The 25,946-nt window shown below is 34.7% G+C and carries 24 protein-coding genes; 7 read left to right on the top strand and 17 right to left on the bottom strand.

The window, feature by feature from the left end; all coding sequences use genetic code 11:
* Positions 1-10: 10 nt before the first annotated feature.
* A complete protein-coding gene (locus tag T513_RS0110440; protein WP_031590064.1) occupies positions 11-964 on the bottom strand; it encodes a helix-turn-helix transcriptional regulator in 954 nt (317 codons plus the stop codon).
* Positions 965-1,061: 97 nt separating this feature from the next.
* Here T513_RS0110440 and T513_RS0110435 point away from each other — a divergent pair, with 97 nt between their 5' ends.
* Positions 1,062-1,328, top strand: coding sequence for a hypothetical protein (locus T513_RS0110435; protein WP_031590063.1), 267 nt, complete (start codon positions 1,062-1,064; stop codon positions 1,326-1,328).
* A 283-nt stretch (positions 1,329-1,611) separates the two neighbouring features.
* Here the strand turns inward: T513_RS0110435 and T513_RS0110425 are convergent, their stop codons facing one another.
* Positions 1,612-2,169 carry a TIGR01440 family protein gene (locus tag T513_RS0110425; RefSeq protein WP_031590061.1) on the bottom strand — a complete coding sequence of 186 codons (558 nt, stop codon included), beginning with the start codon at positions 2,167-2,169 and terminating at the stop codon, positions 1,612-1,614.
* 142 nt (positions 2,170-2,311) lie between these two features.
* Between T513_RS0110425 and T513_RS0110420 the strand changes: the two genes are divergently transcribed.
* Positions 2,312-2,815, top strand: coding sequence for an ECF transporter S component (locus tag T513_RS0110420; protein WP_031590060.1), 504 nt, complete (start codon positions 2,312-2,314; stop codon positions 2,813-2,815).
* A 76-nt stretch (positions 2,816-2,891) separates the two neighbouring features.
* Here the strand turns inward: T513_RS0110420 and T513_RS0110415 are convergent, their stop codons facing one another.
* The 9 genes from T513_RS0110415 to T513_RS0110375 form a co-directional block, all read right to left on the bottom strand.
* Positions 2,892-3,161: a phosphocarrier protein HPr gene (locus T513_RS0110415; protein ID WP_029071528.1), complete on the bottom strand. Its 270-nt coding sequence runs from the start codon at positions 3,159-3,161 to the stop codon at positions 2,892-2,894.
* Positions 3,162-3,256: 95 nt separating this feature from the next.
* Entirely contained in the window at positions 3,257-3,922 is a 666-nt protein-coding gene (locus tag T513_RS0110410; RefSeq protein ID WP_031590059.1) for a peptidoglycan recognition protein family protein, read from the bottom strand.
* A complete protein-coding gene (locus tag T513_RS0110405; protein WP_029071526.1) occupies positions 3,903-4,118 on the bottom strand; it encodes a hypothetical protein in 216 nt (71 codons plus the stop codon). The genes T513_RS0110410 and T513_RS0110405 overlap by 20 nt, the downstream gene beginning before the upstream one ends.
* The gene (locus tag T513_RS0110400) at positions 4,105-5,169 is read right to left on the bottom strand and encodes a class I SAM-dependent methyltransferase (RefSeq protein ID WP_035877142.1); all 1,065 of its coding nucleotides are present in this window, start codon (positions 5,167-5,169) and stop codon (positions 4,105-4,107) included. Before T513_RS0110400 ends, T513_RS0110405 begins: the two co-directional genes overlap by 14 nt.
* Before the next feature lie 90 nt (positions 5,170-5,259).
* Complete coding sequence (locus T513_RS0110395; protein WP_029071524.1) at positions 5,260-5,478, bottom strand: DUF6465 family protein; 219 nt, start codon at positions 5,476-5,478, stop codon at positions 5,260-5,262.
* 118 nt (positions 5,479-5,596) lie between these two features.
* Complete coding sequence (locus T513_RS0110390) at positions 5,597-6,469, bottom strand: hypothetical protein (RefSeq protein ID WP_031590055.1); 873 nt, start codon at positions 6,467-6,469, stop codon at positions 5,597-5,599.
* Between the two features lie 50 nt (positions 6,470-6,519).
* Positions 6,520-8,337, bottom strand: coding sequence for a translational GTPase TypA (gene typA, locus T513_RS0110385; protein WP_031590053.1), 1,818 nt, complete (start codon positions 8,335-8,337; stop codon positions 6,520-6,522).
* A gap of 137 nt (positions 8,338-8,474) precedes the next feature.
* A complete protein-coding gene (locus T513_RS0110380; protein WP_029071521.1) occupies positions 8,475-9,221 on the bottom strand; it encodes a copper homeostasis protein CutC in 747 nt (248 codons plus the stop codon).
* A gap of 63 nt (positions 9,222-9,284) precedes the next feature.
* Positions 9,285-10,115: a DegV family protein gene (locus T513_RS0110375; RefSeq protein WP_029071520.1), complete on the bottom strand. Its 831-nt coding sequence runs from the start codon at positions 10,113-10,115 to the stop codon at positions 9,285-9,287.
* Between the two features lie 124 nt (positions 10,116-10,239).
* Here T513_RS0110375 and T513_RS0110370 point away from each other — a divergent pair, with 124 nt between their 5' ends.
* A complete protein-coding gene (locus T513_RS0110370; protein ID WP_031590051.1) occupies positions 10,240-10,785 on the top strand; it encodes a DUF1836 domain-containing protein in 546 nt (181 codons plus the stop codon).
* 12 nt (positions 10,786-10,797) lie between these two features.
* On the opposite strand, the gene T513_RS0110365 is transcribed toward T513_RS0110370, so the two are convergent.
* Positions 10,798-12,042: a polysaccharide deacetylase family protein gene (locus tag T513_RS0110365; RefSeq protein WP_051654443.1), complete on the bottom strand. Its 1,245-nt coding sequence runs from the start codon at positions 12,040-12,042 to the stop codon at positions 10,798-10,800.
* Positions 12,043-12,172: 130 nt separating this feature from the next.
* Here T513_RS0110365 and T513_RS0110360 point away from each other — a divergent pair, with 130 nt between their 5' ends.
* From T513_RS0110360 to T513_RS0110350, 3 genes are read left to right on the top strand one after another with little or no spacing between them, the layout of a single operon-like run.
* Complete coding sequence (locus tag T513_RS0110360) at positions 12,173-14,794, top strand: PD-(D/E)XK nuclease family protein (RefSeq protein ID WP_031590046.1); 2,622 nt, start codon at positions 12,173-12,175, stop codon at positions 14,792-14,794.
* The gene (locus tag T513_RS0110355; RefSeq protein WP_031590045.1) at positions 14,787-18,299 is read left to right on the top strand and encodes a UvrD-helicase domain-containing protein; all 3,513 of its coding nucleotides are present in this window, start codon (positions 14,787-14,789) and stop codon (positions 18,297-18,299) included. The genes T513_RS0110360 and T513_RS0110355 overlap by 8 nt, the downstream gene beginning before the upstream one ends.
* A 2-nt stretch (positions 18,300-18,301) precedes the next feature.
* Positions 18,302-18,661, top strand: coding sequence for a Spx/MgsR family RNA polymerase-binding regulatory protein (locus tag T513_RS0110350; protein WP_031590044.1), 360 nt, complete (start codon positions 18,302-18,304; stop codon positions 18,659-18,661).
* A 14-nt stretch (positions 18,662-18,675) separates the two neighbouring features.
* On the opposite strand, the gene T513_RS0110345 is transcribed toward T513_RS0110350, so the two are convergent.
* Both T513_RS0110345 and T513_RS0110340 read right to left on the bottom strand, forming a co-directional pair.
* Positions 18,676-20,412, bottom strand: a complete 1,737-nt coding sequence (locus T513_RS0110345; RefSeq protein WP_031590043.1) for an ABC transporter ATP-binding protein — start codon at positions 20,410-20,412, stop codon at positions 18,676-18,678.
* The gene (locus T513_RS0110340; protein WP_031590042.1) at positions 20,402-22,105 is read right to left on the bottom strand and encodes an ABC transporter ATP-binding protein; all 1,704 of its coding nucleotides are present in this window, start codon (positions 22,103-22,105) and stop codon (positions 20,402-20,404) included. The genes T513_RS0110345 and T513_RS0110340 overlap by 11 nt, the downstream gene beginning before the upstream one ends.
* A gap of 85 nt (positions 22,106-22,190) precedes the next feature.
* Here T513_RS0110340 and T513_RS0110335 point away from each other — a divergent pair, with 85 nt between their 5' ends.
* Positions 22,191-23,045: a LysR family transcriptional regulator gene (locus T513_RS0110335; RefSeq protein ID WP_029071513.1), complete on the top strand. Its 855-nt coding sequence runs from the start codon at positions 22,191-22,193 to the stop codon at positions 23,043-23,045.
* Here T513_RS0110335 and T513_RS0110330 read toward each other — a convergent pair.
* Genes T513_RS0110330 through T513_RS0110320 form a run of 3 tightly spaced genes read right to left on the bottom strand, consistent with a single transcriptional unit; the run spans position 23,029 to position 25,887 of the window.
* Positions 23,029-23,859 carry a diacylglycerol/lipid kinase family protein gene (locus tag T513_RS0110330; RefSeq protein WP_029071512.1) on the bottom strand — a complete coding sequence of 277 codons (831 nt, stop codon included), beginning with the start codon at positions 23,857-23,859 and terminating at the stop codon, positions 23,029-23,031. The two genes, T513_RS0110335 and T513_RS0110330, sit on opposite strands and share 17 nt — an antisense overlap.
* Positions 23,856-24,791, bottom strand: coding sequence for a TRM11 family SAM-dependent methyltransferase (locus tag T513_RS0110325; protein WP_035877138.1), 936 nt, complete (start codon positions 24,789-24,791; stop codon positions 23,856-23,858). The genes T513_RS0110330 and T513_RS0110325 overlap by 4 nt, the downstream gene beginning before the upstream one ends.
* The gene (locus T513_RS0110320) at positions 24,784-25,887 is read right to left on the bottom strand and encodes a 3'-5' exonuclease (protein ID WP_031590037.1); all 1,104 of its coding nucleotides are present in this window, start codon (positions 25,885-25,887) and stop codon (positions 24,784-24,786) included. The genes T513_RS0110325 and T513_RS0110320 overlap by 8 nt, the downstream gene beginning before the upstream one ends.
* Positions 25,888-25,946 lie beyond the last annotated feature (59 nt).

Below are 25,946 nucleotides of genomic sequence, written 5' to 3'. Positions count from 1 at the left end.
ATTGGTTCTTTTATTCATACTGTGCCATCATCTTCTTAATCTCTTCTCTCATCTCTTCTACATATTCCTGAGGCTCAAGCACCTTCACCCATGATCCTTGAGACAGCAAGAACATATTAACCCCCTTGCCGTAGACATCCGCTTCAATAATATAAGATTTTCCCTTCTTCTCTACAATACAAGCAGTAGGAATCTTATCTAAGATAGCCTGAACACTATCTCCACAAAAAGAAAATTTAATATGTCTAGAAACACCAGGATACATATACTGAATTTTGCTTTTTAGTTCTCCTTCATCAAAGGATGCATTAAAACTTTTTCGATGTTCTACCATGTCGACAATACGATCTACACGATAATGGTGAGGCACATCATCATGATGAATATCATAGGCAATCAAATAGAAATAATATTCAGAAAAAACAATGGATAATGGACGAATACGTCTTTCGACTTCTTCTCCATTCTGTTTAAAGTAGCTGATCGTCATTTCATGTTTGTTTTCAATAATGTGAACAAGCTGCCAGATATTATCAATCACACTTTTTGAATGATGAACAACTTGCTTATAATGATACATTTCATTGGATATAAGATCATTCATTTTTCCTCTATCTTCATAGGATGTCATACCCTTCAGTTTACGAATAATCTCTTCTAGCTCATTCTTACTGAACGCTCTTGTCCCAATGAGCACTTTTACAATGGACATCAGTTCTTTTGATAAAAGAAAATGATCAAAAACCAATGAATAAGCTTTCTTTCGACGATTATATACAAGTTCTGCATTTCCTACCTGTTCCCTGTTTTCAGCCAAGAAATTTCGAATAAAGCTTATATCTCTTTTTATTGATTTTGTAGACATATTATACTTTAAAGAAAGCTGTTTTGCGGTAAACTCTTCCCCTTTAAATGCTCTATAGAATATATCTAATATACGATTATACTTATTCTCTCTTTTCATGCCTCCGCCCCTCTTTCTGTTTTTATTATATCATCATTAATGGGACATCATTATGTCCCACTTCTTCTATATGATAAGAATATAAGGAGTGTATACTATGATCGATAAAATCTATGGACAGGAGCTTAAAATTAAAAACATTCATTTTAAATTATTGACTGCATCGCTATTCTTATCAGATATCATTTTAGTTATTGGCTGCTTATTGCCACTGTTTATGACAAGCCAAACACCTTATATCCATACAAGACACGGCCAGTATTTCTTATTGATGACACTACTATCCAATCTGCTTTATCTATTCAAGAAGAGAGGCTTTGCGGTAATAGCGGTTCAACTGAATCATTTTTTCATATTGAGCTGATAGGCAATTGGATCAATCTGTTAAATATTGGCGGATGGCTGATTCCTAACATAAAAAGAACCGATTCAATCGGTTCTTATAAAATGACGATACTAGGATGAGGTGGAGCAATGAAAAATATTGCGAATGGAGCAAGAAATAGAAATAGAAAAATAGCAGCGATAATAAAACAAATATGAATGAGTTTTTTACTTGTCATTTCTTACGTCCTCCTATTTATTATATATATTTTAATGCCAATATTTTTTATAATCAATAAAAAGAGTCGATTGAATCGACTCTTTTAATCTTCTGCATAGTAATGTGCGCGTTCTCCGCCAATGTATTTCGCTCTCGTACGGGCTGCAAGAAGAATGGCTTTGCCAATATGATCTACGCCAAGTCTTACTGGTACTGCTACATCTTTGAGATGCATGCCAATAAGTGTTCCCCCAATGTCCAATCCAGCATGCGCCTTGATATGTTCTACAGCAACAGGATCACTCATACCTTCATAACAGTTGACTGCCCAGCTGCCACCAGCATGAGGCTGTGGAATCACATTCACTTCCTCATAGCCAAACTTTTCAGCTGCTTCACGTTCAATAATCAAAGCACGATTCAAATGTTCACAGCACTGCGCTGCAAGATAGATGCCCTTCTTTTCAAGAACTGGGGCAACACTCGAATAGAGCGCCTGTGCGGCGTCCATAGAGCTGTCCTTGCCGATGTGTCCTCCGACACACTCGCTGCTAGAGCAGCCGATTACGATAATCTGACCGGCTTTTACATGTCCTACTTCAATAAGTTCTTCAATTGCGATTTTTGCTTGTTCACTTATTTCTTCGTATATTCTTTCCATACCCTCACCTTCCTTCACCTTCACATTAACACACACATCCTGTTTTTACAAGGTGCACACTGACCATTATTATTTGATGTAAACTGGCTATTTTCTTATATCCAGTATCATGGTAATCTATTGCACAAGAAGGAGGGATTTTATGAAAAACACACACACAAGAATAAGATGGATGTTTATTGTTGCTTTATTTATGGCATTCACCTTAGTACTAAGCACCTTTAGTATTCCTGTCCCAGGAGGTCATTTCTATCTTAATGATATCGTCATTGTCATTGCAGCTGTACTGCTTGATCCACTTGGTGCCTTCCTTGCCTGCGGCGTAGGAAGTTTCCTAGGCGATGTATTCTTCTATCCTGCTCCAATGTTTGTCACTCTAGTCACTCATGGTCTTCAGGCTATCGTCATTTCGTTAGCGGTAAGAAAGATTGAAGGCAAAAAAGGATTGGCTATTGGCCTTCTTATTGGACAGATCATTATGATTACTGGCTATACTTTAGGAAGAAGCTATGTATATGCAACACCAGAATATGCAATGTTAAAACTTCCATTCGATTTTGCTCAGGCCATCATGGGCGCTGTTGTTGGTCTTATTGTCTTACGTAAAGCGCAATTACAAAAGAAATACGACAAACTTATGGCTTAATTTAAAAGAGCCGTAATGAAGGGTAAGTTCAAATGAACAACTCTTCGTTACGACTCTTTTTTCATTATAATATTAATTAAGCTTCTGCAACTTTCTGTTCGATTACAACTTTCTTGATTGAATCGATTGCATCTTTTTCGTCATCGCCTTCAGCCTGGATTTCAACTGTAGCTTTAGTTGGAACACCTAAAGACATAACACCCATGATTGATTTTAAGTTAACTTCTTTTCCGTTATATAATAACTTAACGTTAGAAGCAAATTTGCTTGCCTGGTTAACTAAGATAGTAGCTGGTCTAGCATGTAATCCAACTGGATCGATAACTGTAAAACTAAATTTTTCCATTGAAAATTCCTCCTTAAATATATTTCTATTATATCATATTTTCGATTCCTTTCAATGTATTTTTTAAACGCTTTCATTAATTTATAGTTTAGAAATTAATAATATAAGTAATCGAAAAATGACCATTGATTTAAGTCTTCCCTAAAATTGTCCCATTTATCACTATTTTTTACATAGTATAGCGGACAAAGTTTTCCTGTCACATCATAATGACGGATAACTTGAGAAGATGAGAGATTAAATTTTTTCATGAGTGCTCTTGTTAATAACACAAGAGAACGATAAGTCTTGCGGTTAAATTTACCAGAAGCATCTTTATGACAGCACTCAATAGAGATCGTATCCCTGTTACGGGAATTGGATGCATAACTCATTTCACGAGTAGGAATGCACTGAATAATTTCTCCATCTAATCCAATAATAAAATGACAAGATGCCTTGGTCTTATGGGTGGTCGCAAGAGAATTAAAATAATCTCTATTCTCCTTGGCAGTTGCACCTGGATTAGCAGTGTAATGAACAACAATCCCATTTACCTTCTTTAAGGCTCTTCCGGATCTTGTATAAGGGCTTAGCGAGATAAGATTGACTTCAATAGGAAGCTCATCAAGCGACTTTGTCGCCATCACTGTTTTCTTATACTGATAGAAAATAACACCTACCGCCAAGAATAAGACAAGTGCGATAATAGCAAACGTTCTGCTATTTTTTCGCACCTGTTTTTGATGTCTAGGATGATAACTATTTCTTGAATAATCCACCGAGAACATCTCCAATTTTGTCTGTACTTACATTAGCAAGTACTTTCTTGATTACTTCGTCAACTTGCTCATCTGGAAGATCCACACCGATCAGCTGTTCAATTGTCTTAGTTGGGTGAGCTGTCAACTGATCTAAAAGCTTAGGGTCTTTTTGAACTTTAGTGATGAGCTGCTGAACCATTTCATTCATGTTCATTGTCTTTCTCCTTCTTCGCTACAATCAAGAAGCGATATGTTGTCATTTCATAAAAACCATTTTCTTTAATATCCTGTAGCGCCTTCAAATAGAATGCCTTATACTTTTCAGGATTAGCTGCTACATCTTGCAATACTATCGTGAAATAAGTATGCAGCTGTGAAAGATTCTTAAATCTTACATAGCCATAATCTTCATAGGCTTCTTCTACTTTAAAGTTAATAGATTTCAATGTCATCTTGCAAGATTCAAGATCCCATACACCTTTTACACGAAGGTACATATAGACATTAAGGAACTCTCTTAGATTGTGAGAGCCATACTGATTGACGATGAAATAGCCATCATCTTTAAGAACTCTCTTGACTTCATCTTTATTGTAGTTGGAATACTGATTCATCACAACATCTAGTCTTTTATCCTTAAACGGCATCTGTCCATTTGGCGTAAGCGTTGTTGCACGAACTGGTGTTCCTTCAAGGTTTTTTTGTACATCTTCTACAGGAGAGAAAGAATCCACATTATAAGTAGCTTCTGGATAATCTCCAAAGTTCTTTGCGAACTCTCCTCTATCTACACCGATGAAAGAAAGATGATCTTCTTTCGTGATATATTTTTTAGCAATTTCTTTTTCATCGTATTTAGCAGAAGAAACTACATAGTCATAATCTTCAACAAAATTCATAGCTTCACTAAATTCATCTTCTAAAGATGTAGCCATACGAATCATCTTGCGACATCGGATCTGGGCATACTTCTGGATAATGAACTGTGTCATCGCATCTGCGATGACTCCACATGCGACAAAGAGAATCAAGTAGACTATCCATTCTAAACCTGAAAGGTCTCCATGGCCTGTTAACAGATAAGTTAACACACAGATGAAGATCATTGAACCTGTTCTAGTATAATTATAGGGTTTACTTAAAGTAGAGAACCACGCATAGTTCTTAACACTAAGAGCCTTCGCTCGACTCATTTCAAAAAAGACAAGATTGAATATCAGCAACATTCCAATAAATCCTGCCAAATATATAAATAACGCGATCATTGTGTCCTCCTTATTCATTATTATAAGTATACCACGGTGAATATGAATAGAAAGTGAATTTCCATAAAAAAAGTAGCCTAAGGCTACTTTCTAGATGTACAATGGTGCATCTTCTACGTTATATTCTTTTTTGTCTTTTGTAGCAGCTACATAATAAATTGAACCATCTTCTGGTTTATAGTAGACATCTAAGTTAGCAAGTGTGTTAAGTTTTACACCCTTAGCCTTTAAATCTTCTTTAACGGCTTTTTCGATGTCATTTACATTTACATCTTTATCCTGGAACTGCACTTCAATCTTTGTTTTCATGCTTTGCATCCCCCTATTATTATTTTAAGCATGTTAAAACCACACTTAATGAAAATAATATAACACTAAATAAGAACACTTTCAATAAAAAACAATGATTTATTCATACAAAAATGATTTATAGCTTTTCAATAACATTAAAATGATAACCTTTTCTTTTTTCTATAACGATAACTATTACATATGTAACAAGAAGAAAAACAAGGATATAAATCAAATAGACAAGACCTACTGCCAAGACTGATCCATTGATTAAACCTGGCATTACACCTAAAGCTTCAGAAAAGGAAACCTTGATTTTCCAGTTGGCCTGAAAAGCATCAACAACATCGTAGACATAACGAACTGATTGACCTAAAAACATTGTCACTACAGCAGTCAGAAAACTTGCACATATACCCTTCTTGTCCATGTAATAGCCTAATTTCTTATAGCCATAATAAGCAAGTAAACCATAAAGAATACCCACTGGAGCAATCAGGTAACCGATATGTCTTGAAATAATAAATAGGAATGTAGGAATGATGCATCCAATAAGAGCACCGAGAATGCCTCTTAATAGATGACTAGAATGTTCTTTGTACTCTACCTCTTGAAGACATTCTTCACATGATATTTCAATGTTGACATCATTGTAGAAGAATGCAAGATCTTTTCTTTGATGACAATGAAGACAGATATTTTCAATATGATTGTCTTTAAAGAATGCGATGATTTCATCAAGAAGAAGTTCTAATGCATTAATGTCTATTCTATTTAAGACAACACCAAATTCATTATTGATAATATATGAACGTTCTACATATTGATTATGGATCACAAGTCGATCAATAAATTCATTAAGGGGACCTTTTTCTTCAATGACACTTAATAGGCCATATTTAAATAGTCCTAATGATTCAAGTACAAATAAATAGCCATCTTTTTCTAATGTATAAAAGCCCTTTTTGGGTGTCTTCTTAAATAAAGTCTCAATTTCTTTTTTCTTCATATTGAGTGCTCCTTTGAAAAAAGGGTAATGGATCCCATTACCCTTCATTATTAACCATTTTTCGCTCTGTAAGCTCTCTTACGTTCGATTTCAGTTAAGTATTTCTTTCTTAATCTTACGTTTAATGGAGTTACTTCTACTAATTCATCTTCGTTGATGTAATCAAGACATCCTTCAAGGTTGAACTGTCTTGGACGTTTTAATACAACAGTTGAATCTTTAGTAGATGAACGTGTATTTGTCATCTGTTTACCTTTAGTAACATTGACAACTAAGTCGTTATCTTTTGCATGTTCACCAACGATCATACCTTCGTATACATCTACACCTGGGCCAACGAACATAACACCACGTGATTCAACACCACCTAATGCATAAGCAGTTGTCTGTCCAGAATCGATTGATACTAATACACCTAACTGTCTTTCTCCAACAGCTTCTCCATCTAATGGACGGTATTCTTTGAATGTATGGTTGATGATACCATAACCTCTTGTCATTGTTAAGAAGTTAGTCATGAAACCAATTAATCCTCTTGATGGAACAACATATTCAATCTTAGTCATACCATTGTCAGATTCCATGTTACCCATGATACCTCTTCTTAATCCTAATGATTCAATGACACTACCGATACAGTCATCTGGTGCTTCAATATAAACATCTTCGAATGGTTCACATTTCACACCATCGATTTCTCTGATGATAGCATGTGGTCTAGCTACCTGTAATTCGAAACCTTCACGTCTTAATGTTTCAATCAAGATAGATAAATGTAATTCACCACGTCCTGATACGATCCATTCTTCGGCATTGTTGATTCTTTCTACTTTTAAAGAAACGTCTCTATTCGTTTCTCTTAATAATCTCTGTTCAAGTTTTGAAGCAGTAACAAATTTACCTTCTTTACCAGCAAAAGGAGAAGTATTTGTACCAAAGATCATCTGAATTGTAGGTTCATCTACATGTAATAAAGGCAATGCTTCTTCAGTTGCAGGATCACATACAGTTTCACCTACTCCAATATCAGCTAAACCTGCGATAGCTCCGATATCACCAGCAGATAATTCTTCAGTTTCAATTCTATGAAGACCTAAGAATGTAAATAACTTCTGTACTCTAAATGTTGTTTTAGAACCATCGGCTCTTAAGCAGACAACATTATCATTAACGTGTACTGTTCCTCTCTGTACTCTACCGATACCAATTCTTCCAACATAATCATTGTAGTCTAATAATGCTGGCTGGAACTGTAATCCACCTTCTACATCTACAAGTGGTTCAGGGATTTCATTGATGATCATATCAAATAGACAATCCATATTTGGAACCTGTGTAGATAAGTCTGGATCTAATGATGAAGTACCATTTAATGCTGAAACAAATACAGTTGGGAATTCTAACTGATCATCATCAGCACCTAATTCCATGAATAATTCAAGGACTTCGTCCATAACTTCATCAATTCTAACAACTGGTCTATCGACCTTGTTGATAACTACGATTGGTTTTACATGCGCTTCTAACGCTTTCTTTAATACGAAACGAGTCTGTGGCATTGTTCCTTCATATGCATCTACAACAAGAAGAACACCATCCACCATGTTCATGATACGTTCTACTTCCCCACCGAAATCGGCATGGCCTGGTGTATCCATGATGTTGATTTTATAATCTTTATAGTGAATCGCCGTAGTCTTAGAAAGAATGGTAATACCTCTTTCTCTTTCAAGATCATTGCTGTCCATTGCTCTTTCAGCAATTTCTTCATGTGCTTCTAATGTACCAGATAATTTTAATAGCTGATCCACTAAAGTTGTCTTACCATGATCGACATGGGCGATAATAGCGATATTTCTAATATCCATTAATATTTGCACCTCTCTTTTAACAAGGAGATTATATCACATCATCTTTCATTTACAATAAAAAGTTTCATGTAAAAAGCACTGAAAATCATGCCCTTTTTTCAAAATAAAAAAGAAAGCAGATCGTCTGCTTTCACTTATTCATTATCACAGTTCTCCACAATCTTTAAAAGTGCCTTTACCTTATGTTCATCAACGTACTCATAAGCATCATTTCTTGTGTAGGCAAATGACATCTGAGAAGAGCTGGTTGTCGGATCTCCCTTCCATGATTTACATGTAGAATGAATAGCCGGAACACCCGTCTTCTTTAATATCTCTTCAGCATTGCGCACATTTACTCCTGCCGCTGCAGTAATCTTGATTTTATCACCATATTGTTCCTGCATCTCTTTGATGATAGAAATCCCCTCTTGTGCAGTTGGAAAACATCCACTTGTAAGAATGCCATCTACACCATGAGAAATGAGCAGTTTCGCATTATGCAATGGATTTCTTAATACATCAAAAGCACGATGGAAAATAGCTTCTTTTCCATAGCTGTGAATAAGAATTGTCATCTGTTGGATTCTCGTATTATCCAATGAGAAATCTTCGTCAAGAAAACCAAATGAAATACCATCAGCTCCTGCTTCAAGAAGACATTGAGCAGCATGCATCATCTGTTCAAATTCGAGATCATCATAAATAAACCCCGCTCCACGCGGTCTGACTATGCAGATAACTTCTAAATCTGTTTTTTTCTTAATAAGCGTCAAAGCGCCAACACTTGGAGTAATGCCACCTAAAAATAAAGAGCTACAAAGTTCTATACGTTTTGCGCCAGCTTTCCATGCTCTGATTGCATCAGCATATCCACCGCAGCAAACCTCTAATTGTCTCATATTTATCACCACTTTTTATTATAATATAGAGACAAAAAAATAGAAACAAGTTTTCACTTGCTTCTATTTTCCAATCATCTGAATCGCAATACATCCTGGTCCACCATGAGTGATGAAAACAGGAGAAAGTTCAATAATTTCAATCTCTGTTCCTGGGAATGCTTCAGAAAGCTGTTCTTTATAACGATTAGCACGATCAAGAGCTCCCGCATGTGTAACATAAATCTTACAGTTTTCATTCACACCAAGACTCTGATATTCTTTAATAATTGCTTTTACAGCACCTTTTTCACTCTTCTTAATCGCAAACTTATCTAATGACTTACCATCTCTTGTAAGTTCAAGAACTGGCACAATCTTTAACATACCACCAAGCTTAGCAGCTAAAGGAGAAAGACGCCCTCCTCTTTTTAAGAAAGAAAAATCTACTGGAATAAGGAACGATTTACTAAATGACATACATTTATGAATCTCATTAATAATCTCCTGTGTTGATTTTCCTTCATCTCTTAACTTAACTGCCAATTCTACTAGATATCTATGAGGACCACATAATGTCATTGTATTAATAACATGAATATTGTCTCTTTCCAATGTATCCTTTGCAGAACAAGTAGTCGCATAAGTTCCAGAAAGACCATCTGCCATGTTTAATACGATAATATCTTCATCATACTTTTCTAAAGTTTCTAGTGTTCTTCCTAAACTTGGCTGTGAAGATGTAGGTACACCACCCTCCTTGATCATTTCAAGAAGTTCATCAGGCATAATATCTTCAAATTCTGTATATGTCTTATTATTTATTGTAATTAAAAGCGGCAATACATCAATACCAATTGCATCAGCTTCACGTTTTGAATAAAGTGCACTTGTATCAGTAATAATTTTCATCATTATTCCTCCCTGCTAATTCAAAGATACTAAATCTCATTCTCAATGTCAACATAAATAGTTTTTAATACTAGATTAATTGACTTTGAATATAAAATTATGTTATTGTTTAACTGGTGAAGATTATATGAACGATTACAAGACTATCCACATGCTTAGATGGGAAGAAATTCCAGACTTCCCTCTTTATATTGATCAAGTCATATCTTTAATTGAAAAGAGTCTGGATTTTCTTAAGATGGATGAAGAAGACAAGATCATTACAAGTACCATGATTAACAACTATGTAAAAAGTGGGATTGTGAAAAGTCCAATTAAAAAGAAATATGTACGTGAACATGTCGCTTATTTCACAGTGATCTGTCTTTTAAAGAGAGTCTATTCACTTGATGAGATTTCCAAGCTGATTCGTATTCAGTTTGACAACTCACCAGTAGAAAAAGCATACAATGCTTTTTGTGATGTATTTGAACGTCAGCTAAACGATGTTGCTAGCGGGGAAGACCTCATTCTTGAAGATGATCAGATTTTAACATTGTTCTATAAGACAATTATGTCCGTTGTCTACACAGTCTATGTACAAAAGACCATCTACCATGAAAAGACACTTTCTGAAATCAAAAAAGAACAAAAAAAAGCAAAAAAGGATAAGAAAAAAGAAGTGGACTCATAGTTCCACTTCTTTTTAGTTTGTAATAAATTTATGATGATTGATATAAGAAGTATCAGTGATGGCCTTGAATGTATAGCCATGGTCCTTATAGAATTTAATGATCTGAGGAAGTGCCTCAACTGTAGTCTTCTTTGCACCTGTATCATGCATAAGAATACACATATCATTAGAATAAGTTCCACAAGCATTTTTTACAAGCTGAGCAACTGGTACATTGTTTCCAGAAGCATCTGTACTATCTACATTCCAATCGACATACTGATATCCTTTAAGCTGAACTTCACGAGTCAATCTCTTCATGATACCTTTATTAAAATGTCTACTAATAGCATTACTGCTTCCTCCAGGGAAACGAATAATCTTATTATTCTGCCCTGTGTACTTTTTAATAACAGCGTTGATCTTATCTAAATCTTCAAAATATGTCTTTTCATCTTTATAAATGCTGAACTGATGAGTATAAGTATGAGCACAGATCGCATTGCCATTTTCATGAGCATATTTCATCATGTTGAAATATCCAGGATATTGTGCAGTAACAAAGAATGTTGCGACAACACCATTCTGTTTCAAGATATCCACAATTGGCTTTGTATTCTGTGATGGTCCATCATCAAAAGTCAAGTAAACAATCTTTTCCTTATGTGGAGGATTGACCTGCTTTTGAGGATCAAGTTCAACAGTGACCTTCGCATTCTTCTTAGCAACATTGCCAGATGCATCTTTAGCGATATAAGTAATCTCATAAGCACCTAACTTATTTTTATTGATCTTAGAAGTATCCACACTTAACTTAACTTTACCGTTAGCATTATCAGTTACCTGAACACCTTCAGTAAAATCACGTTTTTCATGAACCTGAACAACCCAGTCCTTAGTATTAGTAATCACTGGTGCGCTGTGGTCTACAACTTCAACTGTTGTTGTATAATCCTTGCCACCTACTGTAACGACAACCTGATGTTTACCAACAGTCTTTGCTTCTTCTTCAGTTAATCCTTTTTTAAGAACACCTTTTTTATTCTTAAGAAGCTGTTCAACCTTAAGCGTCTTACCAGCTTCAATCTTAACTCCTGATTCAAGTGGTGTATATGTTACACTCTGAAATACAAAAACACTCACTAAAACAAGAGCAATAGCAACCAATGCGATAATAAAACCTTTTACTACCTTTAACTTTCTAATGTCCCCTTCATTTTTTTCGGGGATTGATTCTTTTACTTGTTCATAAATTTCTTCTTTCGTAAGTTTTGCCATAATTTCATCTCCCAAAAACACATTCATTATATATTATTATTGATATAAACACAAGTTAACTGCTAAATAGACTATCTTTTCATATAAAGCGTTTTCCATTATAATATAAGGATAAAATGGAGGTATCACAATGCACATCATCAATGGTATGAACTTTTCAAAAAAAGTAAATTTGCTCGTCAACCTTATTGGCCAGCCAAAAAGAAAAACAATCATATTAACTGAACATAAAGAATATGTTGAAGATATCTTTCTCAATACCCACCCTATTCTCTTTAATATAGAAATAAAGACCCTTAAAGAATTTGAACATGAGCTCTTATTTTCACATCAATGCTACAACAGACAAATTGTATCTGAGTGTGAGCTTACTTATTTAGTAAGACACTATCTTAAGGAAGATTATCATTATCTACGTTATTCAGATAACCCTTATTCATTAATAGGAAAACTTATCACTACCCTAAAAGAAATACATGATTATGATGTCGATCTTCATACCTTCAGTAAAGATCAATTGATTATCAATAAATGTGAAGATATAGCTAAACTCAATGAGAAAATTACTGCGCATTTAGGAAAAGATTTCTTTTTTAACTTAGAAGAAGCCACAATTGATCTTATTGATGATCAATTAAAAGACACTGACTTCTATATCTTTGCGGATGAATATATTACTGCCATGCAAAGACGATTCATTCAATCACTTTCCCCTTATACCAAAGCCATCTTGCTTTCTTTTGAAGATGGTCTTCAAGAAGAAAATCTTCTTAAAGACTTTTATGAAGGAGAATATCTTACATTAAAAGATGAATCAGCACATATCAAGAATCTATCTCTACATCTTTTTGATAATGTGAAAGTAGAAAAACAAGAAAAAGCTAATCTTATCATCGGTGGTCATCCATTACAGGAATGTATGAAGGTAGCCTGTGATATCAAGAAGAAAATCCATGACGGTGCTCATTACAAGGACTTTCTGATTATTACTTTAAGTAAAGATTACGAAGACTATCTCTCATACATATTTGAAATGTGGAACATTCCTACCTCATTGCCTGAAGTCAATGATTTTCATTATAGCTATGACTACAAGGCTATCATGGAAGCACTAGATAAAAGTAAAGGTACAACCTTTAAGGAGCATGTTTCTTCTTTATTAAAATTACCACTTACTTCTTTAAAAGACTATATCTCTTCACTTTCATTTGATGATGAAATCTCTAATGAAGAAATGAAACTATTTATTGAAGCAACATTACCTGAAAGCAAGGAAACAGTTCCTTCTCATGACTGTATTCACTTTTCAACATTTAAGGATAGTCATACACAATGTCCTTACATCTATGTTATGGGAATCAATGAATCCCATGTTCCTGCTGAAATGAGTGATCAGGGGCTTTTATTAGATGAAGATTATCAGACTCTTCCTGTTCATCCTTTATCATTAAACAAACAGCTCTCTTATCATCATGTAGAAATCATCAAAACACTAACACAGCCTTCTCATTTTACTTTCTCATATGCCAAAATGGATATGAGCGGTAAAGAGATGATGCCTTCTACTTTAATGAAAAGACTTGATTCTCTTTATCATCTTCATTTAGTAAAACCTGATCTTAATCTTATCAAAACACATCTTTATTTAAATCATTCTTATATTCCTTCATCTCCTATTAATGAGATGATCAATGAGTATAAAGATAATCAGCCTGTTAAGATTGATAAAGAATATATCAATGCATTAGGAAAAGGCATGAGTATTTCTCGTCTTGAAACATATAATAAATGCCCTTTCCAGTACTTTATCAAGTATGGATTAAAGATCAATAAGAAATCTGATGATCAATTGTTGCCAACGGAATTAGGTTCTTTGTGTCACTATATTATGGAGAAAGCCATTGATGATCCTGATCAGCTTGTTTTCTATGCTCATGAGTACATTGATGAACATTTCAAGGAGAAATATGAAACAAGTGCGTTAAATCAATATTTTGTAGATCAGCTTATTGATAATATGCGTGTGAATGTACAGATTGTAAGAGAACAATTGGAACACAGTGAATTTAACAACACATCTAGAGAACAAGAAGTTAAAGGTTATCTTGGAGATATCCCTGTACAGGGATTTATTGATCGTGTGGATCAATATAAGGACTACGTCCGCATCATTGACTATAAATCAGGGAAAAAGGAATTGAACTTATCTTATGCAATGCAAGGATTTAATATTCAGATGCTTGCTTATCTTTATCTATTGATTAAAGAGAAGAATCTGAAAGCTGGTGCGGTGCTTTATTTCAATATGAAGAAACGTATGTTAAAGGATAAGATTAAGTTCAATAAGGATATTGATGAACATCTTCTCTATAAAGACTATCAGATGAAAGGCTATGTGATCGATGAAGGAAGCTTCGAAGTCATTCATGCCTCCGATGAAGATTCCATTCCTGCTAAGCTTAAAAAAGATGGAAAGTCTCCAACAAAATCAAGTAAACTGATCAGTCAGAAAGAATTAGATATTGTGATGGATCATATTATTGACTATATCAATACACTCTATAAACAGTTGCGTAGCGGTGATATCAGTATACGTCCTACTATTACAGATAATGGATCTGATCCATCCATCTACCCTTGTACATTCTGTGACTATAAATCAGTATGTCTTTATGATGTTTTTGTCAATAAGAACAAAGAAATATCTTCTCAATTAGAAAAAGAAGTATTGAAAGGAGAAGACAATGCCTAAGTACAACAAAGAGCAGCAAGCTGCTATCGATATACGTAATCGCTCCATTCTCGTCAGTGCGCCAGCGGGGTCCGGAAAGACCCGTATCCTCGTCGCTCGTATCGCTGATCTGATTGTGAAGGATCGCTATGATATTTCTGAATTTCTAGTGCTTACTTTTACTGATGCAGCAGGACAGGAGATGAAGCAGCGTCTTAATGATACGCTTCATGATCTTCTCGATGAAGCTGATGATCCTTCTCTCCAGCAACATATTGCTAAATCACTTTCACAATTGCCACATGCCTACATCACAACTTTTGATAGTTTCTGTAAGTCTCTTCTTGAAAAATACGGCTATCTTGTAGATGTCATGCCTGGTTTTGAAGTTAATGCCACACCAAGACTTATGCAATCAGAAGTCTTGGATGAATGCTTCAAGGAGTGGATCAAGGATCCACGCTTTAAAGATTATGCCTCACGTCATAATCTCAAGAACTCCTTTGATGATTTTAAAAGCACACTTTATTCCTTCTTAGATAAGACCAACGCATTCGTTGATTTTCATGAATTCCTTTCTGCTATTCATGATCGTTTCTATGATTTTGATGATTTTAGTGATTCAGAAATCTTCACTTTGATGGTAGATCTTTATAAAGAAGCCTATAAGAAAGCACTCAGTCATTTCAATGTTCTTTCCCTTTATGCACAGTCACATAACATCGATGATTTCTTTGTCGGCAGTGAAGATAAGCCTTCTCCTTCGGAGAGTCTTCTTGATTATATTGATGATCATCTTAAAACATTAAACATGCCTATTACATCAGATATGTTCTTTAAACTACTTAAAGATAAACCTGAAAAGAGTACTACAATCAAATGGAAAGATCTTGGTATTGAAGAAGATGTAAAGAAACAGTTCAACTCATTAAAAACGAAGGTACTTGAACCTATCAGCAAGCTTGAAAAATCTCTTCATATTGACAATATGGAAGACTTCAAGTGCATTCTTCATGATTCCTATAATGATCTCTTGTTTTTGCTTGGTAAAGATGGATTGCTTGATCAATTTCAAAGTGCTTATGATAGGAAGAAGAAAGCTGTTAATCAGCTAGATTTCCATGATCTTGAAGCTTACGCTACTTTATTATTGGATAATCAATATCCTGTAGTAGAAAAGTTAAATCATACATTAAAAGAAATCATGATTGATGAATATCAGGATACCAACCAGATTCAGGAGAACCTGGTTACAAAAATTGCCAATTATGATAAAGAGATTCCTCTCTTTATGGTTGGTGATATGAAACAGGCCATCTATCGTTTTAGACAGGCTGATCCTTCTATCTTCTCTAAGAAGTTTGAATCTTTTACAAAACTTGATGATATGACTGATGAAGATAAGAACATTCGTATTGATTTAAAATACAACTACCGTTCACAAAAATGTGTCCTCGACAGCATCAATTTTATTTTTGATTCCATCATGGATAAAGATGTTGGGGGATTAGATTATATTTATGGAGAAAATGCGATTCTTCGTTATGATTTTTCTGTAAAGAAAGATCCTCCTCTTAATAAATTGAAAGAGATGCATTGTTATGACAGTGAAATGCTGCTGGCAATGACTCATGATGATCATAGCTATTCTAAATCTGAATTTGAAGCACATATGGTTGCTCAGAAGATTATCAAGATGAAAGAAGAAGGCTATTCGTTCAAGGATTTTGCGGTATTGATGAGAAACGCAACTGACTTTATGACGTATAAGAAAATCTTTGAACAATATCATATTGCTTCTAATGTCACATTATCTAAGGGATTATTAACAAGCAATGAAGCAAAAAGTCTTGTCGCTATGATGAAGGCTCTCTATGATCCTTATGATGATATTGCATTGCTTTCTGTTCTTCGTAATCGCTTCTTGTTCTCTTACTTTGATGAAAATACACTTCTTTCCATTAAACAAGAAGGATCACTTTATGATTCATTAAAAGAAAGTGACAACGAGAAAGCCATCCACTTCCTTGAAGTGTTCCATAAGCTAAGAGAAGACGCATTAAAAGAGTCTCCTTATATGACCTTAAAGAACATACTTGCCGCAAGTGATTATCACTGCTTTGTCTCTTCACTTATCAATGGGGAGCAGCGTAGTGCCAACATTGATGCGTTGCTTGAACTTGCTAGAGGCAGTCAGTTTGTCTATCTTAAAGACTTTATTGATTTCATTGACGCCGGCAATGAAGCCTCTCCAGGGTGCATTGCCAGTGATGATATAGATGCTGTTTCATTTATGACAATTCATAAATCTAAGGGTCTGCAGTTCAAGGTTGTATTTGTTTCTGCTCTTCAGCATCAATTCAATATTAGTGATGAAACAGCTTTTATATTGTTAGATAAAGAGAAAGGTATTGCTTCATCATTGCGCAGTTATCAGGATACTCCATCCTATGGACCTGTTCTTTGTGATTTCAGCAATCCTTATCGTGATGTTATTAGTAAATATATTCATAAAGAAGCCTTAAATGAAGAAATGCGTATTCTCTATGTGGCTTTAACTCGTGCTGAAGATAAACTGATCTTAACGGGAGTACTAAAGGACACTTCTACACTTACTTCACTTGCCAGAGAGGTCAAGGCGAATGATAGTGACCCTAATCATAAACGTGGACACAGTGTTGTCTATAATCTTAATATGAGACAGAAGAACAATTATCTTGATTGGATTCTTATGGCCTTATTAAGACATCCTGATTTTGTAGAAGATCTTAAACGTTATAAACCTGATTTCTCATTGAAGCTTTCTCGTTCTTCTTTTAAAGAACTTGAAAATGAAGATACTCAGCTTGCTCGTTTCCACTTATCTATTCACAACAGTGAAGATATTGCCAAGGCAATACCTTCATATGTTAGAAAAGAAGTAGAAAACCAGTATGATCGTTATCAGGAATACTACGATTATACGTATCCCTATGAAGATCAGATGCGCAGTGTTGCTGTAACTACACTACAGAAACAAGAAGATCACGCTATTCTTGATCTAGATGAAACCAAAAGATCCAATGCGGCTTCTTTAGGTACATTGGTACATACTCTTCTTTCTTATCTTAACTTTAAAGATGATGATCTTGACCAATTGATATTGCATCTAAAAGAGAATCAATTCTTTATTGATAATGACTATCAGAGAATCATTGATTATAAGAGTCATCTTGAAGACTTTATCACTAGTGATCTCTATCGCATGATTGCCTCTTCTTCTAAGATTTATAAGGAAAAACCTTTCCGTTATAAGAAGGATCAGATTATTAATGGTATATTTGACCTTGTCTTTATTAAAGATGATCAAGTTTATGTTGTTGATTATAAGACAGATCATATTACAAAAAGAAACTCTATCACTTCTCTTGTAGAGAAGCATAAGGTACAGATTGAACTTTATAAAGAGGTGCTTTTCCATTATTTCAATATGCCAGTGAAGGGGTATGTCTATTATCTTGAAACCAATCAGGTTGTGGAGGTTTAATAATGGTTATTCTATATTATCCGAAGTGTTCTACTTGTAAGAAAGCATTGAAGTATCTTGATGATCTTCATCTTGAATATGAAAAAAGAGATATTATCATTGATCATCCTACCAAAGAAGAATTAATAAAATGGCAATCATTGAATGATAAGCCATTGAAGTCTTTCTTTAATGTTAATGGGAAGAAATATCGTGAACTTATGCTAAAGACTAAGCTTCCTTTTATGGAGGATGATGAAATCTATAATCTGCTTGCTAGTGATGGCATGCTTGTAAAAAGACCATTGCTTATTTTAGATGATAAGCTTCTTATTGGCTTTAAAGTAAAAGAATGGGATCAGGTATTTAAAAACGAGGATTAATCTCCTCGTTATTATTATTCTGTATCAAATTGTGAATAATACAATGTATGATAGAAGCCATTTTGTTTTAAGAGCTGTTCATGTGTGCCCTGTTCTACGATATGTCCTTCTTTCATCACAACGATCTGGTTTGCTTTTTGTATTGTAGAAAGACGATGTGCAACGATAAAGGTTGTTCGTCCTTTCATCATGGTATCAAAGGCATCCTGTATTTGTCGTTCTGTTCTTGTATCAATGGATGAAGTTGCTTCATCTAAAATAAGCATAGGAGGATTTGCCAACATAATTCTAGCGATACAAAGCAGCTGTCTTTGTCCATTAGAGAGATTGGCTCCTTCTTCACTTAACATGGCATTGTAGCCATCCTTGAGTTTTTCAATAAAACCATGTGCATGTGCTTTCTTTGAGGCTTCAATGATTTCTTCTAGAGTAGCATCTTCTTTACCAAAGGCAATATTGTCTTTAATTGTTCCTTTAAATAACCATGTATCCTGTAGAACCATACCATAAAGTGATCGCATATCTTTTCTTGTCATATCTTGGATATTGATTCCATCGATGGAAATTGATCCTAAACGTGGTTCATAGAATCTCATTAATAGATTAATAAGCGTTGTTTTCCCACATCCTGTTGGTCCAACAATAGCGATTGTCTGCCCAGGATGAACATGAAGATTAAAGTCTTTGATTAGTTCTTGATCTTCTTTATATGAGAATGTCACATCTTCAATATGAATGGATCCTCTTGGATTCTCTATTGTTTTTGGATGTGGACATTCTACTAATGGCTGTTCATCGAGAATATTGAAGACACGATCGGCACAGGCTAGTGCGGTTTCTAATTGTGTAAAGACATTAGAAATATCATTGAATGGCTTTGTATACTGGTTAGCATATGTCAAGAATGAAGATAAAGCACCTATTGTCAATCCTCCCCCAAGTACACTGAAGGCTCCAAATATACATACGGAACCATAGACAATCGAATTAACAACACGCGTTGTTGGATTGATAAGGGCCCCTAAGAACTGTGACTTGACGCCTGATATAAATAATCGATGATTGATTTCATTGAAGTTTTCTTTGTTTTCTTCTTCATGAGAGAAAGCTTTAACTACTTTCTGATTACCGATCATCTCTTCTACAAAACCGGAAAGTTCACCACGTATTTTTAATTGTTCCTGGAAGTATTTATATGTCTTAGTCGCAATGATACTTGATACTGCTAATGATAATGGTGTTAATATGATCACTATTAATGCGATTTTTACATTAATCATTAACATGAAAACAATTGTCCCAATAATAGTCATGATTCCTGCAAACAGATTTGTAAATCCTTGTAGTAATCCATCACTGATCAAATCAATATCCGCAATCATTCTGCTCATTAAATCCCCATGTGAAGAGGCATCAATGAATTTTAATGGCAACTGGTGATACTGCTTGAATAAGGCTTTTCTAAAGTCTCTAGTGATATTATATGTCATGGTGTTAGAGAGTCTCATGACAAGGTAGCTAAATAGTGATGTCATTATGACTGAAAAGATGATCATCGCTATTTTCTTATAAAGAATCATGAAGTGAACTTCATGTTTACCTATCATCTGATCAATAGCCTGCCCGATAAGGACCGGTGTCCACAATGTAAAGATGATATTGATAGCACTACATAATAATGCCATATAAAGAAGAATCTTATAGTCTTTTATGAAAGAAAGGAGTCTTTTTAATGTGTTCTTATTTTTCATGATGATCTCCTTCACTTTGTGATTGTACAATTTCCTGATAGACCTGACAGTCTTTTAATAACTGATCATGGGTACCAATGCCGACAATTTCTCCATGTCTTAATACGATAATCTTATCCGCATGGGCAATAGAAGAAACACGCTGAGATACGATCAATGTTGTCGTATCAAGTGTTTTCAATGCTTTTCTTAATTTAGCATCTGTCGCAAAGTCCAGAGCACTTGCACTATCATCTAGAATCAGTATTTCTGGATTTTTTACAATAGCACGAGCGATGGTTAGACGCTGTCTTTGTCCACCGGATACATTTTTCCCATAGGCTTCAATAGTGGCATCTAGTCCTATCTTGTCTACAAATTCTTTAGCTTGAGAGACTTCCAAAGCTTTCTCAATATCTTTATTGCTTGCTTTTTTATTCCCCCATAACAAGTTAGAGCGAATGCTGCCTTTAAAAAGCACAGCACTTTGTGGGACATAGCCTATTAATTGACGTAGAGATTTGAATTTATATGATGATATAGGTTTCCCTTTAATATAGATTTTACCTGTAGTTGCATCATAGAAACGAGGAATAAGTGAAACCAGTGAAGTCTTTCCTGCACCAGTTCCTCCAATAATACCGATTGTTTCATTCTTGTTTACTACGAAGCTTACATCTGATAAGGCCTGTCCTTCTTTATAAGAGAAAGACACGTGATCAAAGCGAATCATTTCTTCATTTTGAGTAGGACTTTCATGTCCTTCAATAATAGAAGAATGCATATCTAATACTTCCACAACTCTCTTATAGGAAGCACTTCCTTTTATGTATAAGAGAATTACATTAGAGAAGACATACATTGAGAGAAGAATCTGATTCATATAGTTGATCAATGCAATAACTTCTCCTTGTGTCAATGAACCCGCATTGATCTTTATTCCTCCTACATAAAGAATAAGAATAATTCCTAAATTTACAATCACCGTTGTAGCAGGATTTAATAATGCAGCTAGGTTCCCAGCATGTCTTTGTGTATAAGTCTGACGATCGATAGTCTCTTCAAAACGCTGATATTCTTCTTTTTGTTTATTGAATGCACGTATAACACGAACACCTGAAAGGTTTTCTCTTGTTAATGATGATACTTCATCTAATATCGACTGTATTTTTCTATATAGTGGCTGTGTATGTGACATGATCCAATAGATTGAAAAAGCGATCATTGGAGAAATGATCAAGAAGATTAACGCTATTTGTACATTAATCATAAAAGCTGCCACTAATGAACCAATAATCAAGAATGGAGAACGTGAAACCAGTCTTATGGTCATAGCGACTAGATCTTGTAATTGATTAACGTCATTGGTAATACGTGTAATCAATGTTGGTGTTCCCATTTCATCAAGGTTATCATAGTCATAATCATTAATCGCATTAAACATCTCTCTTCTCATGATTGTACCAAATCCCTGTGAAGATAATGATGCAAAATATTGGCATACTATTGCGCAACAATAGCCCCCTATTGCGAGTCCAAAAAGAACCCATGCCATTTTCATGATCATCTGTGGATCATTTTTTGCGACACCATAATCGATAACACGAGCAACTGCCATTGGAACACATAATTCAAAGAGTGCTTCTGTCATCTTGAAGAAAAAGCCGATGATGGCTTGCCATCGATATGGTTTAATACATTTTTTCCAATACATGTTTTCCCTCCATTTCTTGCACAATTATAACGCGTTTGATATTATATGTATAATATGAATTATATATTTAACATAGGAGAAAAGTATGGAACTTAAACAAATGAGATACTATAAAACCATTGTTGAAGAGGGGACCATCTCGCAAGCGGCGAAGAAGCTGCATATGGCTCAGCCACCTCTTTCTGTCCAGTTGAAATCCATTGAGCAGGAACTTGGATTAGAACTCATCATTCGTGGAAGACGTCAGGTTAGTTTGACCGATGCTGGAAAACTCTTTTATCGACGCTGTGTACAGGTGCTTTCTCTTGTAGATCTGTCTATGAAAGAGATGACCGATGTTATGAAACAGACATTGCGTATTGGTATTACTTCATCTAATTCCGCATTGATCCAACAAAAACACATTGTCAAGTTCATGAAGGAGCATCCTTCATTAAATGTCCGTATCAAGGAAGGTCCTACTTCTGAAATGAAAGACCTGATTCTTGCCCACGATATTGATGTAGGGATTGTAAGAACTCCTTTTGATGCCAACAATGTTCAGACGTTCTACATGAAAAAAGACCCCATGGTTGCAGTGGGGCCAGCCGATGTCGTCAATGATTCAATGGATCATATGGCAGATTATAAATCACTGCCACTCATTGTCCATCGTCGTTACCGTTCTCTCATTGCGGACTACTGTCTTAATTCTATGCAGTTCTATCCTAATATTCATATACAATCTGATGATTGTCGTACTTCACTTATCTGGGCGGAAACATTAGGTGGTGTAGCCATCATTCCACGTACAGCCCTTACCTTTGTTCATAAGGACTTAAAGACTGTCACATTAAAAGACAAGGAACTTTATACTTCAGTAGCCTTGATCACAAGAAAAGATGAAGTCCTTTCTCCTATTGCCCAGGAATTTTTGGATTTATTTAAAGAACGATATTAACAGCCTGCGGTACGATTTTTATACGAAGAACATTGCCTTCATATTGTTCACCATCAATATTCGTGCTGCCTTCTGTATAAATTGTACAGGCTTTGACCTTCTTCACGAAGGTCTTTTTATATTTATGAATAGATTTGCTTAAAATCTTTGCCAGATAATAAGGGGCTCTCCACTTATTGATCTTAGGCAAGATAACAATATCCATATAGCCATCATTAATATAGGCATCTGGCGCAATGCAGAAGCCTCCTCCATAATAACGTCCATTGGCAATAACACAAAGTGTTACCTGTCCTTCATAAAGAATACCTTCTTCATCTTCAAGCTTCACTTCATAGAAAGGATAGCCTACGACATTTCTTAATAATGACTTCACATAGCCACCCTTCTTATCATGAACAGTATTAGCAACAAGCGCATCAAGACCAAAACAAGCCGTATTGATCACATAGCGCTCATTCATCTTAATTACATCTGACTTGATTGTTTCTCTATTTAAAGACATTCTCAATATTTCTTCAGGATCTTTGGAAATATTGATGAGACGAGAAAAATCATTTCCTGTTCCATATGGTATTACAACCAATTCATGGGTCGTATAGATTAATGACTGAATAACCTGATTTAAAAAGCCATCTCCTCCTACACTGTAGAAACGTGCTTTTTCTTCATATTGAGCAATAATTTCACTTACATGTCCATCAAAACGACTAAAATGAATATCATAGTCTTTCCCTTTCATAATAGATTTTATTGTAGAGACAAAAGGATGGATATCTTTTTCAAGAGGCTTAATCAAAAATACATGTTTCATTTTTCTACCTCACATAAAGTTATATAACGCGCAAAGTTCCCTCGTTTATACATACACTGATTTCTAATCACAAATCCCAAAGAAGCGATACGCTCTTTATAATTCTCATGGGTGATAACCACAAGACGTTTACAAAATGATTTTGTAGCATTAATCAAAAGCAGCTGATCATCCACTGAACAATTGCTGTAGACGCCATAAGGAACATCAAGAATACAAAGATCATACTGTTCTTTAATATCATGAATATCCTTCTTTTCAATAAGCAATGGATCATAGCCAAAATGTTCTAGATTCAATCTGGCCTTATAGGAGACCCAACGATTAATATCACTGCCACGAATATTCAATCCCATCGCGAGACCTTCTAGAACAACAGTTCCCACCCCACAACAAGGATCAATAATAGACTGGGATATGTCATTGCCCACCCCTAGATTGAGTGCACATCTTGCGACTTTTAAAGGAAGAGAATGGGAATAGGAATGAGGTTTTACTTCATAGCGATGCCAATCTCTATTACGTTCAAGGAGTCCAAAGTAATAGATATTATTTAATTTAGTAATAGCCAATTCAACATCTGGTTCATGGAGCTTAGTTGTACCAGCAATAGGCTCACTTAATCGATGACATAATGAAAGACGTTCTTCATAAGGAACATGTACTTCATCATTCTTATAGAAGATCACTTTAAAGTTCTCATAATATAAATGAGCATCATTAAGATAAGCAATGATCTCTTTAGGATCATTGCTTTCTTTAAAAATAGTCAATCTTTCCTTAATAAAAACAGATCTCTTATAATCATAGTCATAATCTGTGAAAAAGTATTTTTCATAGGGTTCATGGAAAATATTTTCAAATTCACATAATGCCATTGATTCTTCATATTGAGGATAGTACTTATAGACATACATATATTTCTTACTCATAATCAAATCCTCTTTTCAATAATACAAGCTTTACAAGATAAGATGGTACATACTTTCCTGTTGCTTGAAGACATTCTTCTAATGTCTGTTTTCCTCTTGTTAAAAAGATAACCTTCTCTTCTATTTCTTTATCAACATGAAGAACAAATTCTTCTTTCTTATATTCTTCTATGATAATGTCAACTATCTCATCACAGCTTACACCAAAGAATAGTGAAATATCTGTGATAGATTTTTCTGCCTTATAACTGTAAATTATCGCTTTATTTCTATTATTCATGATCTCTTTTTCCTTCTTGATAACTAATGGATCATATACCAATGATTCTTTGGTTATTCCTCTATTAATAAGATGATTCTCTAATGCTCTTAGCATCTGTAATGTCATCAGACAATCATAAGTTGCACGATGCTTTTGGGGATCTGTAATATGAAATAATCGACAAAGATCTTCAAGCTTATAGCTTGATGTTTTAATATACTTCTTTGCGATTTCTTTGGAATCAATCATATTGTAGAACAGTCTTTTGACTTCACTTTCTTCTATACCATAACGCAGAGCTGTTGAGACAGTTATACGATAATCAAAAGCAACATTATGACCGATTATTCTTTTTTTACCAATGGCCTTCTTTATTTTTCTCCATTCATCCTTAAACAGTGGCTCATGAGCAAGCTGCTCATGATCAAGACCTGTCACCCTGATTGCAGCTTTTCCCATTTTCTTTTCTGGCTTAAAAAGAGAATGATAAAGTTCATGTCCTAACATATCCAATACGGATAGTTCGACAATTTCATCATCCTTATATAATCCTGTTGTTTCTGTATCTAGGATAACACAATCATGGATATTTAATATTGTAAAAGGCATCGGAATAAGCTCTGGTGCTTCATATTCATCAACAAGCTGATATTTCTTTCTTATTGGAGTATGTCTAATGACATACTGTTCTTCTTTAATATAATCTTCTAGCACCTGATCACATACAAGATCATAGATTTCTTCTGGAGCATCAATTTCTTTATTTATTAACCATTGTCTTAATCGCTCTTTTTCAAAATGATATTCTTGATTTATTTCTCTTAATGTCTTCATATTTCGTATTATAATATGTTTTCCTTTTTTATACCAGTTTGTCTTTCCCTATGAATTCA

This window comes from Kandleria vitulina DSM 20405 (assembly GCF_000702065.1).
Lineage (GTDB): Bacteria > Bacillota_I > Bacilli_A > Erysipelotrichales > Coprobacillaceae > Kandleria > Kandleria vitulina.
Note: the sequence above shows the minus strand (reverse complement) of the source record. Positions and strands in the feature narration are given on the sequence as shown.

Bases quoted from the DNA above. Each gene is read 5' to 3' on its own strand.
- T513_RS0110440 (WP_031590064.1), bottom strand. From the start codon at position 964: ATGAAAAGAGAGAATAAGTATAATCGTATATTAGATATATTCTATAGA.
- T513_RS0110435 (WP_031590063.1), top strand. From the start codon at position 1,062: ATGATCGATAAAATCTATGGACAGGAGCTTAAAATTAAAAACATTCAT.
- T513_RS0110425 (WP_031590061.1), bottom strand. From the start codon at position 2,169: ATGGAAAGAATATACGAAGAAATAAGTGAACAAGCAAAAATCGCAATT.
- T513_RS0110420 (WP_031590060.1), top strand. From the start codon at position 2,312: ATGAAAAACACACACACAAGAATAAGATGGATGTTTATTGTTGCTTTA.
- T513_RS0110415 (WP_029071528.1), bottom strand. From the start codon at position 3,161: ATGGAAAAATTTAGTTTTACAGTTATCGATCCAGTTGGATTACATGCT.
- T513_RS0110405 (WP_029071526.1), bottom strand. From the start codon at position 4,118: ATGAACATGAATGAAATGGTTCAGCAGCTCATCACTAAAGTTCAAAAA.
- T513_RS0110400 (WP_035877142.1), bottom strand. From the start codon at position 5,169: ATGATCGCGTTATTTATATATTTGGCAGGATTTATTGGAATGTTGCTG.
- T513_RS0110395 (WP_029071524.1), bottom strand. From the start codon at position 5,478: ATGAAAACAAAGATTGAAGTGCAGTTCCAGGATAAAGATGTAAATGTA.
- T513_RS0110390 (WP_031590055.1), bottom strand. From the start codon at position 6,469: ATGAAGAAAAAAGAAATTGAGACTTTATTTAAGAAGACACCCAAAAAG.
- typA (WP_031590053.1), bottom strand. From the start codon at position 8,337: ATGGATATTAGAAATATCGCTATTATCGCCCATGTCGATCATGGTAAG.
- T513_RS0110380 (WP_029071521.1), bottom strand. From the start codon at position 9,221: ATGAGACAATTAGAGGTTTGCTGCGGTGGATATGCTGATGCAATCAGA.
- T513_RS0110375 (WP_029071520.1), bottom strand. From the start codon at position 10,115: ATGATGAAAATTATTACTGATACAAGTGCACTTTATTCAAAACGTGAA.
- T513_RS0110370 (WP_031590051.1), top strand. From the start codon at position 10,240: ATGAACGATTACAAGACTATCCACATGCTTAGATGGGAAGAAATTCCA.
- T513_RS0110365 (WP_051654443.1), bottom strand. From the start codon at position 12,042: ATGGCAAAACTTACGAAAGAAGAAATTTATGAACAAGTAAAAGAATCA.
- T513_RS0110360 (WP_031590046.1), top strand. From the start codon at position 12,173: ATGCACATCATCAATGGTATGAACTTTTCAAAAAAAGTAAATTTGCTC.
- T513_RS0110355 (WP_031590045.1), top strand. From the start codon at position 14,787: ATGCCTAAGTACAACAAAGAGCAGCAAGCTGCTATCGATATACGTAAT.
- T513_RS0110350 (WP_031590044.1), top strand. From the start codon at position 18,302: ATGGTTATTCTATATTATCCGAAGTGTTCTACTTGTAAGAAAGCATTG.
- T513_RS0110345 (WP_031590043.1), bottom strand. From the start codon at position 20,412: ATGAAAAATAAGAACACATTAAAAAGACTCCTTTCTTTCATAAAAGAC.
- T513_RS0110340 (WP_031590042.1), bottom strand. From the start codon at position 22,105: ATGTATTGGAAAAAATGTATTAAACCATATCGATGGCAAGCCATCATC.
- T513_RS0110335 (WP_029071513.1), top strand. From the start codon at position 22,191: ATGGAACTTAAACAAATGAGATACTATAAAACCATTGTTGAAGAGGGG.
- T513_RS0110330 (WP_029071512.1), bottom strand. From the start codon at position 23,859: ATGAAACATGTATTTTTGATTAAGCCTCTTGAAAAAGATATCCATCCT.
- T513_RS0110325 (WP_035877138.1), bottom strand. From the start codon at position 24,791: ATGAGTAAGAAATATATGTATGTCTATAAGTACTATCCTCAATATGAA.
- T513_RS0110320 (WP_031590037.1), bottom strand. From the start codon at position 25,887: ATGAAGACATTAAGAGAAATAAATCAAGAATATCATTTTGAAAAAGAG.